At 73.3% G+C, this 12,647-nt stretch carries 12 protein-coding genes; 4 read left to right on the top strand and 8 right to left on the bottom strand.

Features of this window, described 5'->3' with window-relative positions:
* Window positions 1–200: 200 nt before the first annotated feature.
* Window positions 201–1,274, top strand: coding sequence for a tRNA (adenosine(37)-N6)-threonylcarbamoyltransferase complex transferase subunit TsaD (gene tsaD, locus ACF088_RS12400; RefSeq protein WP_392375638.1), 1,074 nt, complete (start codon window positions 201–203; stop codon window positions 1,272–1,274).
* A 115-nt stretch (window positions 1,275–1,389) separates the two neighbouring features.
* Here tsaD and ACF088_RS12395 read toward each other — a convergent pair whose 3' ends face one another.
* Together ACF088_RS12395 and ACF088_RS12390 are read right to left on the bottom strand one after the other, a co-directional pair.
* Window positions 1,390–2,604 (bottom strand): aminotransferase class I/II-fold pyridoxal phosphate-dependent enzyme, encoded by a 1,215-nt coding sequence (locus ACF088_RS12395; protein WP_392375637.1) that lies wholly within the window; start codon window positions 2,602–2,604, stop codon window positions 1,390–1,392.
* 139 nt (window positions 2,605–2,743) lie between these two features.
* A complete protein-coding gene (locus tag ACF088_RS12390; protein WP_392375636.1) occupies window positions 2,744–3,193 on the bottom strand; it encodes a GNAT family N-acetyltransferase in 450 nt (149 codons plus the stop codon).
* Between the two features lie 186 nt (window positions 3,194–3,379).
* Between ACF088_RS12390 and ACF088_RS12385 the strand changes: the two genes are divergently transcribed.
* The 3 genes from ACF088_RS12385 to ACF088_RS12375 all read left to right on the top strand — a co-directional run bounded on the left by ACF088_RS12385 (window position 3,380) and on the right by ACF088_RS12375 (window position 6,388).
* Window positions 3,380–4,861 (top strand): bifunctional phosphatase PAP2/diacylglycerol kinase family protein, encoded by a 1,482-nt coding sequence (locus ACF088_RS12385; RefSeq protein ID WP_392375635.1) that lies wholly within the window; start codon window positions 3,380–3,382, stop codon window positions 4,859–4,861.
* A 151-nt stretch (window positions 4,862–5,012) separates the two neighbouring features.
* Complete coding sequence (locus ACF088_RS12380) at window positions 5,013–5,828, top strand: class I SAM-dependent methyltransferase (RefSeq protein WP_392375634.1); 816 nt, start codon at window positions 5,013–5,015, stop codon at window positions 5,826–5,828.
* 200 nt (window positions 5,829–6,028) lie between these two features.
* Entirely contained in the window at window positions 6,029–6,388 is a 360-nt protein-coding gene (locus ACF088_RS12375) for a VOC family protein (protein WP_392375633.1), read from the top strand.
* Between the two features lie 156 nt (window positions 6,389–6,544).
* On the opposite strand, the gene ACF088_RS12370 is transcribed toward ACF088_RS12375, so the two are convergent.
* From ACF088_RS12370 to ACF088_RS12345, 6 genes are all read right to left on the bottom strand, one after another.
* A complete protein-coding gene (locus tag ACF088_RS12370; protein WP_392375632.1) occupies window positions 6,545–7,207 on the bottom strand; it encodes a LysE family translocator in 663 nt (220 codons plus the stop codon).
* Between the two features lie 152 nt (window positions 7,208–7,359).
* On the bottom strand, window positions 7,360–7,791 hold the full coding sequence (locus tag ACF088_RS12365) for a PadR family transcriptional regulator (protein ID WP_392375631.1): 432 nt from the start codon (window positions 7,789–7,791) through the stop codon (window positions 7,360–7,362).
* A gap of 539 nt (window positions 7,792–8,330) precedes the next feature.
* On the bottom strand, window positions 8,331–9,254 hold the full coding sequence (locus tag ACF088_RS12360; RefSeq protein WP_392375629.1) for an NADP-dependent oxidoreductase: 924 nt from the start codon (window positions 9,252–9,254) through the stop codon (window positions 8,331–8,333).
* 190 nt (window positions 9,255–9,444) lie between these two features.
* Window positions 9,445–11,469: a DUF5107 domain-containing protein gene (locus ACF088_RS12355; RefSeq protein ID WP_392375627.1), complete on the bottom strand. Its 2,025-nt coding sequence runs from the start codon at window positions 11,467–11,469 to the stop codon at window positions 9,445–9,447.
* A 188-nt stretch (window positions 11,470–11,657) separates the two neighbouring features.
* Window positions 11,658–12,071: a glyoxalase superfamily protein gene (locus tag ACF088_RS12350; RefSeq protein ID WP_392375626.1), complete on the bottom strand. Its 414-nt coding sequence runs from the start codon at window positions 12,069–12,071 to the stop codon at window positions 11,658–11,660.
* Window positions 12,072–12,084: 13 nt separating this feature from the next.
* The gene (locus tag ACF088_RS12345) at window positions 12,085–12,636 is read right to left on the bottom strand and encodes a GNAT family N-acetyltransferase (protein ID WP_392375624.1); all 552 of its coding nucleotides are present in this window, start codon (window positions 12,634–12,636) and stop codon (window positions 12,085–12,087) included.
* Window positions 12,637–12,647: the final 11 nt, after the last annotated feature.

Raw genomic sequence — 12,647 nt, 5'->3', positions numbered from 1 at the left:
GGACTGGCACATGGTCACCGGATCGGCGGCACGCTTCAAAATCGCCGTGAATACTCCCGCCACAAGGGCCTCCTTGCGAAGGATCTGCGGTCTCGCGGGCGGGCGACAGGATTCCCTGGGCAGGCCGACTTATTGCAGAGTGTGCGCAATAGCCATCCATTTGCAATTACCCTGGTCGCAGTGCGCGAGAGGAGAACGGCATGCGTGGGACACCCGTGGTGCTGGGCATCGAGTCGTCCTGTGACGAGACGGGCGCCGGCCTGGTGCGGGACGGCCGGCTGTTGGGACACGCCGTGGCGTCGAGCATGGCCGAACACGCCCGGTTCGGGGGCGTGGTGCCGGAGATCGCGGCCCGCGCCCATGTCCACTCGTTCACCCCGGTGGTGCACCGGGCGCTGGAGGAGGCCGAGCTGCGGATGTCCGATGTCGGGGCGGTCGCGGTGACGACCGGGCCGGGGCTTTCCGGTGCGCTCCAGGTCGGGCTGGCCGGGGCGAAGAGCCTGGCGTACGCGCTGGACGTGCCGCTGTACGGGGTGCACCATCTGGCGGGCCATGTCGCGGCCGACACCCTGGAGCACGGTCCGCTGCCCGACCCCTGCGTGGTGCTGATCGTCTCCGGCGGCCACACGTCGCTGCTGCTCGTCCGCGACCTGGCCCGCGACCCGATCGCGCACCTCGGCGACACCTTGGACGACGCCGCCGGCGAGTGCTTCGACAAGGTCGCCCGGGTGTTCGGGCTCCCCTACCCCGGCGGGCCGGCCATCGACCGGACAGCGCGCGAGGGCGACGCGGGCGCCGTGCGCTTCCCCCGTCCGCTGACCGGGCCGCGCGATGATCCGTACGGCTTCTCGTTCTCGGGGCTGAAGACCGCCGCCGCACGATGGGCGGAGCGGCACCGCGGCCGGGCCCTGCCGGTGGCGGACGGAGCGGCCGCCCTGCAGGAGGCGGTCGCCGACGTCCTGACCCGCAAGGCGGTGGCCGCCTGCACCGCCCACGGCGTCGGCACCCTCGTCGTGGTGGGCGGGGTTGCCGCCAACTCGCGGGTCCGGAGCCTGGCGGAGGAGCGCTGCGCCGCCGCCGGGATCACCCTGCGGGTGCCGCCGCTGCGGCTGTGCACCGACAACGGCGCGATGATCGCCGCCGTCGGGGATCTGCTGGTGCGGGCGGGCGCCGAACCGGCCCCGCTGGATGTCTCGATCGATCCGTCGGCGCCCCTGGAGTACGCCGCACTGCACCCGGCCGCCCGTACCGCCGCCGTGAACGTCCCGGCCTGACGACCACAGGGGGCCGGTCCAGGTCGTATCCGGAGGGTCCGACGGGATCGGATCGATCCGGCGGGAGCCGGCGGGGCGATCCGGCGGGAGCCGGCGGGGCGGGGCACGGTGGTGATCAGCCGTCCGCGGACGTCGTGAGTCCGGCCAGCGCCCACGACAGGGCGGTCAACTCCTGGGTGACGTGCGGGAGTTCCAGCGGGTCCGGCGCGGCCAGGACGCGTTGCCGCAGCTCCCGGTCGGCGCCGAGCAGCGCCTCGGCGCCGAGGCGTACCCGCAGGGCACCCGGCGCATCGCCGAAGCGGTGTCCGCCGCGTGCGCCCCAGGGCGCCAGCTTCCGCTCCAGTGCGCGGGATTCCACGATCCCGCGGGCCGCCAGCGGCCGGCGCAGCGGTTCGAGGTCGGCGTACAGATGACTGCCGGAGTGCGGCGGGCGGCAGACGGCGCCGGCCTCGGTGACGGTGTGGTGCAGCGCCGCGGCGAGCGTGCCGTACACCCGGGCGGCGGTGGCCGTCCTGGCGCGCACCGCGTCGGGCTCACCGAGCGCATGGGTGACGGCGCAGCCGACCGGCCCGGAAAGCGGCACGGGGACCGCGGTGAGCGCGTCGAGCGCCGCGGCCCGGAGGGCGGCGCCCCGGTCGGTGGCGGGGAACCGGGCCAGCGCGGCGGGCCAGGAGGCGGGCACCAGGGTGGCCCGCAGGTCGGTGAGCACCACGACCTCGCCGGGCAGCATCTCGGCGGGGCTGAGCAGCACGGTGTCATGCGGATCGTGCACCAGATCGCGGCGCGACTCGTCGCTGATGATCCACAGTCCTTCCTGCGCCGCTGCTTCACAGACCTCGTGCAGTTGCTCGGGCGCGGGGCAGGTACCGGTCGGATCGTCGGCGACGGACAGGACCAGGACGCGCGGGCTGTCGCCGTGCATCCGGGCTCGGCGGACGGTCTCCAGCAGTGCGAACGGGTCGGGCACCCCGCCCGATTCCGCCGGTACGGGCGCGAGATGCACCGGCCGTCCGAGCAGCCGGGCGGGCGGTGCGTACCACTCGGAGCAGGGCCGCGGCAGCACCACCGCCCCGTCGGTCGCGGCGTACAGCGCGAGGAGCAGGGCCGGCGCCCCGGGGGCGGCGAGGACCCGGTCGGGGGTGGTGGCCAGGCCGCGGCGTTCCCAGTAGCCGCAAGCGGCGGTGCGCAGTGGCACGCTGCCGCCGGGGGGCTCGGCTTCGGTGCGGTCCGCTGCCGCGGAGAGGTACGCGGCGAGCGCCGGGAGGACCGGCAGGCCCACCGGCGGATCCGGGTCCGGCTCCCGCTGCGGATCCGGGGCGGTCCGCTGCATCCGTACCTCCATCCACGACGGCGGGTCGATCGTGGGCCCTTCGCCCGACGGAGACACCCCCTGGGGGCGGCCCCGTCCACCTTGGCAGATCGCGGGGGTGGCGACGGGGCGACACGTCAGCGCAGGGTGGGACCTGGGCTCAATGCCCCGCGCGCGCCGTGGCGGCCTCGTAGAGATGCACCGTGACCACCTCACCGGCGCCCCACTCCTGCCGCTCGGTGGCGCGGCGGATCCAGCCCAGCCGCTCGTAGAGGCCGATGGCCGCGGTGTCGGTGGCCTTCACCTCCAGTACGGGGCGCAGTCCACGGGCGGCCGCCGCCGTCTCGACGGTGCGCAGCAGACGTCCGCCGAGGCCCGCGCCGCGGGCGGTGGGTGCCACACACAGCCGGCTGACCTCGTGTCCGCACAGCGCCGCGTGGCCGACGACCGTACCGTCCGTCTCGGCGACCCAGGCGGCGGTCAGTCCGTCGGGGGTCAGCCAGCGCGCCGGATCGTCCGGCCAGTGGTGCGGATAGCCACTGTGGGTGTGCACCTCGGCCAGGAGTGCCACACAGGCGTCGAGGTCGGTGTCGCGCCGTTTCCTGATCATCCCGACAGCGAAGCACGGACGGGCGGGGCGGGGACGGGCAGGGCAGGGCAGGGACGGGCGGGGCACGGCAGCCCGGTCTGTGTGCGGCACCATCTCGCGACGCCGCGCACCCCCCGCGACGCCGCGCACCGCCCCCTGGCAGCCCCTTCCTGCCTGTTACGGCGAGTCTGGGGTACAAGAGGGCGCATGCGATCGCTACTCCCCCAACTCGACCGGCGGACCTTCCACCTCATTGCCGCCCGCGAATGGCCGGGCGCACAGCGCGTCCTGCCCCGGCTGACCCGTAGCGCCAACCACGGACTGCTGTGGTTCGGCATCGCGGCCGGCGCGGCCGCGCTGGGCGGCCGGCCGATGCGCCGGGCGGCGCTGCGCGGAGTGGCTTCGCTGGCCGTGGCGTCGGCGACGGTGAATACGCTCGGCAAGCGCTCGGTGCGGCGCCAGCGACCGCTGCTGGACGCGGTACCGGTCATACGGCAGCTGCACCGTCAGCCCGTCACCTCCTCGTTCCCGTCCGGGCACGCGGCCTCGGCGGTGGCCTTCGCCACCGGTGTGGCCTTCGAGAACAAGTGGTGGGGCCTGGCACTGGCGCCGGTCGCCGCTTCGGTGGCGTTCTCCCGCGTCTATACGGGCGTGCACTATCCGGGAGATGTGCTGGCGGGTGCCGCGCTGGGGGCCGGTGCGGCGTTTGCGGTCCGGGGTGTCGCGCCGACCCGCGCCCAGCTGGCGCCGCCCGCCAGACCGCGCGCCGAGGCGCCCGCGCTGCCGGGCGGCCGGGGTCTGGTCGTGGTGGCGAACCAGGGCTCGGGGCAGCGCACGGGCACCGGGCCGGACCGGGCCGAGGAGGTGCGCGGGGTGCTGCCGCAGGCCGAGGTGACGGTGTGCAGCGGACCGGACGGGGAGCCGCTGGACAAGGCCCTGGAAGATGCCGCGGAGCGGGCCAAGGCACTGGGCGGTGCGCTGGGAGTGCTCGGCGGGGACGGCACCGTCAATGCCGCGGCGGAGGTCGCGCTCCGGCACGGGCTGCCGCTCGCGGTGCTGCCCGGCGGCACCCTGAACCACTTCGCGTACGACCTCGGAATCGAAACCTATGCGGCGGCGGCGCGTGCCGTGGAGACCGGTGAGGCGGTCGCGGTGGACGTGGCGCGCTTCCGGGCCGGGCCGCATCCGGAGGCACGGCACTTCCTCAACACCTTCTCGATCGGCGCGTATCCGGAGCTGGTGCGGATCCGCGAGCGGTGGGCCGGGAAGATCGGCGCCTGGCCCGCGGGGGTGCTCGCGGCGTGGGAGGTGCTGCGCACCGCCGAGCCGCTGACCCTCACGATCAATGGCGAGCGGCGGGCCGTGTGGCTGCTGTTCGCCGGCAACTGCCAGTACCGCGGGCTGGGGTTCGCTCCGGTGCGCCGGCACGACCTGGCCGACGGGGTGCTCGATGTGCGGGTGGTGCACGGCGGCCGGCTGGCCCGCACCCGGCTGCTCGCCGCGGCCCTGCTGGGCACCCCGCGCAGCTCTCCGGTGCTCGGTGAGGCGCGTTTGTCCCGGCTGCGGATCAGCGGGCTCCCCGAGGGCACGACGCTGGCCTTCGACGGTGAAGTGGCCCCCGCTCCGGGCGAGTTGATGCTGGACAAGCAGAACGAGGCACTGACGGTCTACCGCCTGTTGCCCGAATGATGAGACCCCACTCTCATTATGCGAGATTGCGGCGTACGGTGTGATCACCACGCCGTAGAGCGGCCGCGCGGGGTGCGTGCGGCCGCCCGGGCGGTGACCGGGACGCCGTGCGCACCCGGCCACCGCTCCCCAGCATGCGAAGGAGCCGGCCATGCCGCAGGAATCCGCTGTCTACACCCACGGCCACCACGAGTCCGTCCTGCGCTCCCACACCTGGCGCACCGTCGACAATTCGGCCGGATACCTCCGGGATTCCCTGCAGCCGCACATGCAGATCCTGGATGTCGGCTGCGGCCCCGGCACCATCACCGCCGACCTGGCGGCCCTGGTGCCGGACGGGCAGGTCACCGGCCTGGAGCACGCACCGGACGTACTGCGGCAGGCCCGCGCCACGGCCGCCGACCGGGGCCTGACGAACGTCCGCTTCGCGGTCGGCGATGTCCACGCACTGGACTACCCCGATGACACCTTCTGCGTGGTGCACGCCCATCAGGTACTGCAGCACGTGGGCGACCCCGTCCAGGCGCTGCGCGAAATGCGCCGGGTCACCAAGCCCGGCGGGATCGTCGCCGTCCGGGATTCGGACTACTCGGCCATGACCTGGTACCCGGAGGTCGACGGGATGGCCGACTGGCAGCGGCTGTATCTGCGGGTGGCCCGCGCCAACGGAGGCGAACCGGACGCCGGGCGCCGGCTGCACGCCTGGGCACGGCAGGCCGGTTTCACCCCGGACGCGATCACCGCCACCGCCGGCACCTGGTGCTACCGAACCCCGCAGGAGCGCTCCTGGTGGAGCGAGCTGTGGGCGGAGCGCACGGTCAGCTCCTCCTACGCGCGGATCGCGGTGGACGGCGGGCACGCCACGAGGGAGCAGCTGGACCGGATCGCGCAGGCCTGGCGGGCGTGGGGCGCCGAGGAGGACGGCTGGTTCGGCATCCTGCACGGCGAGATCCTGTGCCGCGTCTGACGACCGGGGCGGCTGCTCCCCGGGGGCCTGCCACCGGCGTCCGGGGGCCGGGATGCGGGATGCGGGGGCCGGGCTCCGCAGGGTCCGGACTCCCGGGTTCCCGGGTCCGGGACCTCACCCCGCCACAAGACACGACGGCGAGCGGTCGATCCTGACCAAGTGATCGCGTACCCGCGGGCCACCCAACTAGGGTTGTCCGCATGGACATTCTGGGGACCTCATTGCGGGTGTGCGTCGGCGATCTCGATGCGGCGATCGGCGTCTACGAACGGCTGACCGGCGCCGAGGCGGTCCGCTTCCAGCGCGGCGCGGTGGCGGTCGCGGCCGTCGGATGCTTCTTTCTGATGAGCGGCCCCGAAGCGGAGTTGTCGGTGCTGCGGAAGATCACAGCGACCATCGCCGTCAAGGATGTGGACGATGCGGTGGCCGATCTGACGGCCGTCGGCGCGGACATCGTCGCCGGTCCGCTGCCGACGCCGATCGGCCGCAACCTGGTCGCCCGCCACCCTGACGGTTCGATCTTCGAGTACGTCGACCGAAAGCAGAACGCGGAGGCCTAGGGGCGTCTAGGGGTGCTTAGAGGTGCCTAAAGGTGTGCCTAGGGCTGTCCGGAGAGTCGATGACGCGGCCGGCCGGGGTGTGGCCGCTGCAGCCATGCCCTTCCGCGTCCGCCCATGCCCCCGGACGGGCGCAAGCATCCCCGAACCCCGCCCCCTCTACCCCGCGACCGTCTCGGCCGCCGTCCCCACCCCGAGCGCGACGAGCACCCCGCCTGTCGTGCGCTCCAGATTGCGATGTACGCGGGGACGCCGCAGCCGCTCCAGGAGTCGGCCGGCGCAGAGGACGACCAGCAGCAGCCAGCCCGCCGCAATGAGGGCATCGACCGCCCCCAGGAACAGCGTCGCCCCCAGGACCGAGTGCCCCTCGGGCAGGAACTGCGGCACCACGGCCACGAAGAAGATGCCGACCTTGGGGTTGAGCAGGCAGCTCAACAGCCCCTGCCGGAAGGCACGTACCGGCCCCAGGTACGTGGCGGAGCGGTCCGGCACCTCTGCCGCCGAGGGCACCTCCTTGGACTCGGCAACCGCGCCCGACCGCCGGTGGGCCCACAGCGCCTGCCCGCCCAGCAGCGCCAGATAGGCCGCACCGGCCAGCCGTATGACGGTGAACGCCGCATCCCACCGCTGCAGTGCCGCCGCGAGCCCGACCGCCGCGGCAACCGCCCAGGTGAGCGAGCCGATCGCGGCGCCGACGGCCGTGGCCGCCCCCGTACGCCGACCGCCCCGCACGCAGTTGCGCAGCACCAGCAGGGTGTCCGGGCCGGGAGTCACCGTCATCACCAGGGCGAACAGCGCAAAGCCCCATACCGCAGCCGTCACGGCGATCTCCTGTCGTACGAGGATCCGGTCGGACGACTTTATCCGGCGCCCCGACCCTTCCGACTCTGCCGTTGCGACTCTGCCCTTGCGACTCTGCCGTTTCGGCCCCTGACCATCGGACAGGCCCAAGGAGCCCAAGGGCGGGAGTGCCCTCAGCTGTCGCCTACCAGCTCTCGGACGGTGCGCTCCAGCCAGGCACGGTCGGCCTTGCTGGTGGCGTGGGCGAGTTGGAGCATGCCGCGCCGGAAGCGGTCGGTCATGTCGCGGGCGCGCAGCGGGCTGCCGTCCTCGTAGAAGTAGCTGCCGGGCTCGTCCATGAAGGCAAGGCGGCGGCGTAGTACGCGGGCCTGGTCGGCCGGGTCGGGCAGCCGGCCGAGGAAGGCGAGCAAGATGAAGAAGGAGTTGCGGTCGGTGATTTCGAGGTCGGCGGGCTCGCGTAGCCGGCGCAGGAATTCGGCTCGGCCGGATGCGGTGAGGGTGAGGACCCGGCGGGGTGTGGCGCGTTCGCCGGGTTCGGTGTGGCGGGTGAGGTGCCCGGCGGCTTCCAGACGCTTGATGGCGGGGTAGAGGGCGCCGTCGCTCACGGGGCGCACATGGCCGGCCGGGCCCAGGGAGGTCGTGGTGGCCAGTTGTCATAGATGGCGTGGTTGCCGTGAAGGTCCGGAGCGCGGGCGGCGGTTCCGGAAGGAACGAGATGTCCCGTACGGACAGGACGAAGCCGTTGTGGGTGCTACGCGGAGCACGCCCCCCGGCCGGTCCACGATCACCGCTACGGTGCCTGCGATCTGCCGCCGAACCCGACGGGAACGGGAGAGGCCGCGGACACCCGCTGCCGGTGGGAACACCCCGGCACGCTGCTGTTCCGTCGCACCTGCTGTTCGGGGTGCAGTGCGCGCGCCTGTGTCAAGGAGCGTCAGCAGCCGGCCAGGCAGAGCAACCGCAAGGAACGCTCCGCAGGCCGGCGCGAGGTTCGCCGTTTCGTCGTCGGAGAGGACAGCGACTGACCGCCTCCCTCGGTCACGGTCAGGGCCCTGACGTGTCGTCATTGCGGCGGTGAGGGTGGTCGCCGCTGTCCGGGGCGGCGGCCCCACTGCCCCTGTCGGTGGTTACGCACCGGCCCTCGTCAGGACACCTCAAGGACGATCTTGCCGCGGGTCCGCCCGGCCATGCTCCGCCGGAACGCCTCGGCGGCCTCGGACAGCGGGAGGACCACCTCGACCGGCACGGTCAGCCTCCCGGCGTCCGCGAGTGCGCCGAGCGCGGTCAGATCGGCGGTGTCGGGGCGCACCCACACCATGTGGCCGCCCTTGTTCTTGACCTCGCCGTCGGCGACCGACGCCACCCGGCTGCGGTCCTTGAGGAGTTCCTGCGAGACCTCCACGACGCCACCGCCGACGAAGTCCACGGCCGCGTCGACGCCTTCGGGCGCCAGGGCCCGCACCCGGTCGGCGAGACCGTCACCGTAGGTGACCGGTTCGGCGCCCAGGGAGCGCAGGAAGTCGTGGTTGCGCTCGCTCGCCGTGCCGATGACACGGGCGCCCTGTGCCACCGCGATCTGGACGGCGAGTGAGCCGACACCCCCCGCGGCGGCATGCACCAGGACCGTCTCCCCCGCCTTCGCGCCGACCCGCTTGAGCGACTGATAGGCCGTCAGCCCGGCGAGCGGAAGTCCGGCGGCCTGTTGCCAGCTGAGCGAGGCGGGCTTGCGCGCCAGTGTCCTGACCGGCGCGGCGACCAACTCGGCGTAGGTGCCGTGCTGCACCTCGTCCCTGCGCACATAGCCGATGACCTCGTCGCCGACCGCGTACTCCGTGGCGTCCGCGCCCACCGCCTCGACCACGCCCGCCACGTCCCACCCGGGAATGAGCGGGAAGTGCCCGTCCATCATGGGGTCCAGATAGCCGGCGGCGATCTTCCAGTCCACCGGGTTGACCCCGGCCGCCTTGACCCGGATCAGGAAGGAGTCCGGGGCCACCTTCGGATCGGGGCTGTCGGTGTATTCGAGGACCTCGGGGCCGCCGTAACTCTTTGCGATGATTGCCTTCATGACCGTCACAACGTGTGACGGCCGGGGATCATTCCACGGTCGCGGAAGGTCACCGAATCGGCGTACGAGACGTGCGACGACCGGGGTGCGGTGACGGGCCCTCAGCGGTCGTCGAGGGCATCGAAGCTGCGTCCGGCGTGGCGCTCGGTGCTCGGTACTCGGTACTCGGTACTCGGTACTCGGTACTCGGCTAGACCGGTCGCATCCGGTACTCGTACCTCTCGGGGAGCGGATGCCGGGAACGGGCCTCGGCACGGACCTGTTCGGTGACCGGTCCCCCGCCCGCGACCAGCCGCTCGGCGATGGCGTACCAGGTGTCGGCGAGCGCCTCCTCGCCCTCCCGCAGCGCGGCGATCTCGAAGCCGGCGTCGAAGATCTCCCGGGCCGCGGCCGGCTGCCCCTGGGCGAGCAGCACCTGTGCGGTCAGCAACCGGAAGCGGCCGTCGGCCGGACCGGGCTGCGGCAGCCCCGCCAGCAGCCGCGCCGCCTCGTCGGTACGGCCGGCCGCGAGCAGCACGGGCACCGCCTCCCGGGCGAGGGCGGAGCGCACCGGCCGCCAGTCCCGCGCGGCCGGGCCCGGCTCCGACGCCGCCCGCCCTGCTTCGTCGCAGGCCTGCAGGTAACGGTCCGCGGCGCGCCCGGTCTCGCCCGCCACCGACTCGGCAACGGCCAGGCAGTACAGCGGCAGAGCGCCGGCGCCGTGCCCGACCGCGCGCTCCCAACTGCGGACGGCCTGGGCGCAGTCACCGGCATGCCACTGGGCGAGCCCCAGGTGGTAGTCGGTGGCCGGGCCGGGCCGCGCGGACTCCAGCAACTCGCGCCAGGCGGGCGCGACCAGCGCCGGTCCGGGTACGGGCCGGGAGCCCGGCAGGTCCCCGGTGCTGAGCAGTGTCAGCCAGGGCTCCTGCTCCGCGCCCAGCGTGGCCGCGTCGAACGGCGTACCCGGCAGGTCCAGACCCGCGCGGGCGGCCTCCAGTGCACCCCAGCCGGAGCCGGTGGCCAGCGACTCCTTCGGTTCCTGGTCGGCGTACGGCAGCCAGGCGGCGTACGCGGCATCGACGTCCGCGCGCGGCAGGGCGGCTTCCAGCCGGGCCGCGACCTCGTGGCGGGCCGCGCCCCAGTCCGCGCCGTGCACGGTCGCGGGGTCGGCGTCCAGCGGCCCGTAGGCCTCCAGCCAGGCGAACTCCCCACCGGCGTCGAGCGGTACGTGCTCCAGTTGCGTACGGGCCAGACCGGCCTGGATCTCGGCGTAGCCGCCGGTGCCCGGCTCGGTGAGCCAGCGCTGCCAGTGCCGCCCGGCCCGGCCGGCGCCCCAGAGGAAGAGCTTGCGGCCGCGCAGGGTGTCGGTGGAGGTCTGCACCAGGCCGCGGCCGTCGGCGTCGAGGGAGGTGATCCAGCGGCGGGCGCCGTCGGGCACCTCGTAGAAGTAGTCGGCGGGGAACTCGCTGCGCAGCGGGTACGTCCGGTCGACGCCGTCGAAGCCGGGGACCGGTACGCGGCGCAGGCACCGTTCGTAGCCGAAGTGCCAGGCTTTGTCGGCGGGGGCCAGGACACGGGTGCGCTCGCCCTCGGGAACGGCGATGTTGGACCACCAGTAAACGGGGACCGTGTGGTGGTGCGGGTTACGGATCCGGACGCCCACATGGAGGAAGTCGGAGCCGTCGGGCAGCCACAGGTCCACCTGGAAGGGCAGGTCGCGCAGCCGTTCCCACTCCCACAGCCGCAGCATCTCCCCACCGTCCGGCGCCGGGACACGGGCGGCGTGCAGCGGGGCACAGGAGAGGGTGGTGTGGCCGGTGGCCCCGATGTTCCATTCGATGCCGCCGGAGAACCAGGCGCCGTTGAGGGCGAAGGCCGCGGGCTGCCACACCGGGTTGCGGTACAGCAGTTCACGGTCGGTGGGCTTGTGGTGCAGGGAGTACACCCGGCCGCCGAAGCCGGGCAGGACGGTGGCGCGCAGCCGGTCGTTCTCGATGACCAGCGCGTCGAGGCCGGTGGGACGCCGGGTGCGGCCGTAGCCGTCGCGCATCCGGGTCGGCAGGATCGACCGCAATGGCGCACAACCGAGCTGCCGCGCCATGTCGGCGGGCAGGCCGGCGTCCCGGGTCTCGATGCGGTGCAGGTCCTGGCCGGCGCGCAGCGCGGGGAGGGGGTTGTCGGGGCCGAGGGGGGCTGCGGGGAGGGTCAGGGTGGTGCGTCGCACTCTCGTGGCCACTGCTGCCTCGCAATGCTGGACCGGGCCACCCCGGCTGCGGCGGCCTCCTGTTGACCATGGAACCGCGTGATCGCCCCTCTGCACAGGGCTCCTTGCGGCCGGGTGGGGTCAGGGTTGCGCAAAGAGGTCCTCAAGGAGGCCGGCGAGAAGCGCCGCACGGGACTGCCGGGCTCGGTCGGCCATGCAGATCAGCCGCAACTCCCGCTGGCGGAGGCCTCGTCGGACGGCTGCTCGCCGGCGCCCGGCTCGTTGAAGCGCAGCCGGTTCCCGAAGGGGTCGGTCAGTGTGAGCGAGGTTCCGATCTCGTCCTGCTCCAGACCGGGCCGCAGGTACGGATAGCTCTTGCCGGCCAGCTCGGCATGGAGTGCGTGTACCCCGCTCAGCTCCGTGTAGAGCGTGGAGCCGGGGGTCGCATCGCCGTGGTGCTCCGACAGATGCAGCACGAGGTCACCGCGCGAGACCTGGGTGTAGAGCGGCATACCGGGCTCGAAGCGGTGCTCCCAGTCGACCGTGCAGCCGAGGTAGTCGACGTAGAACTCATGGGCCTTGGCCACGTCGAAGATCCGGAAGACCGGCACGGTGCGCCGGAAGAAGATGTCCATGGCGGACAGGGAATCACACGGTTTGCCCGGCGACCATCTCGGCGGTGATCGCCCAGCGCTCGTGGTCGCGCCAGGCGCCGTCGATGAAGAGGAAGTCCGGCGAGAACCCCTCCAGCCGGAACCCGGCCCGCTTGACCAGGGCGATCGACCGTTCGTTGGCCGGCTGGACATTGACCTCCAGCCGGTGCAGCCCCATCTCCCCGAAGGCGTGCTGCAGGACGAGCCGCAAGCCCTCGCTCATCAGCCCCCGCCCGGCGGCGTGCGCAAAGGCGCCGTAGCCGATCGCGCCGCAGCGGAACGCGCCGTGCACGATGTTGTTGATCGTCAGGTAGCCGGCGATCCGCCCGTCGGCGAGCTCGCAGATCAAGAAGCCCTCGCGCTCCGGCTCCCGGAGCCGGTGCAGATAGGCGTCGTAGGCAGCGTCCTCGGCCGGCGGGAAGAGCCAGGGGTGGTGCAGTTCCGCGCTCTGCCGGGCCAGCGCCGTGAACTCTTCCCGGTCGGCGGCGGTGAAGTGCCGGATGCCCACCCGCGGGCCCTGTGCGAGGTAGCGGTCGTTGGTCGTCACCGGAGGATCGT

The sequence above is a fragment of the Streptomyces sp. NPDC015125 genome (assembly GCF_043080045.1).
Lineage (GTDB): Bacteria > Actinomycetota > Actinomycetes > Streptomycetales > Streptomycetaceae > Streptomyces.
This window is presented reverse-complemented; position numbering and strand designations above follow the sequence as displayed.

What these genes read in the sequence shown, in the direction of transcription:
- tsaD (WP_392375638.1), top strand. Translation starts at nt 201, where the DNA reads ATGCGTGGGACACCCGTGGTGCTGGGCATCGAGTCGTCCTGTGACGAG.
- ACF088_RS12395 (WP_392375637.1), bottom strand. Translation starts at nt 2,604, where the DNA reads ATGCAGCGGACCGCCCCGGATCCGCAGCGGGAGCCGGACCCGGATCCG.
- ACF088_RS12390 (WP_392375636.1), bottom strand. Translation starts at nt 3,193, where the DNA reads ATGATCAGGAAACGGCGCGACACCGACCTCGACGCCTGTGTGGCACTC.
- ACF088_RS12385 (WP_392375635.1), top strand. Translation starts at nt 3,380, where the DNA reads ATGCGATCGCTACTCCCCCAACTCGACCGGCGGACCTTCCACCTCATT.
- ACF088_RS12380 (WP_392375634.1), top strand. Translation starts at nt 5,013, where the DNA reads ATGCCGCAGGAATCCGCTGTCTACACCCACGGCCACCACGAGTCCGTC.
- ACF088_RS12375 (WP_392375633.1), top strand. Translation starts at nt 6,029, where the DNA reads ATGGACATTCTGGGGACCTCATTGCGGGTGTGCGTCGGCGATCTCGAT.
- ACF088_RS12360 (WP_392375629.1), bottom strand. Translation starts at nt 9,254, where the DNA reads ATGAAGGCAATCATCGCAAAGAGTTACGGCGGCCCCGAGGTCCTCGAA.
- ACF088_RS12350 (WP_392375626.1), bottom strand. Translation starts at nt 12,071, where the DNA reads ATGGACATCTTCTTCCGGCGCACCGTGCCGGTCTTCCGGATCTTCGAC.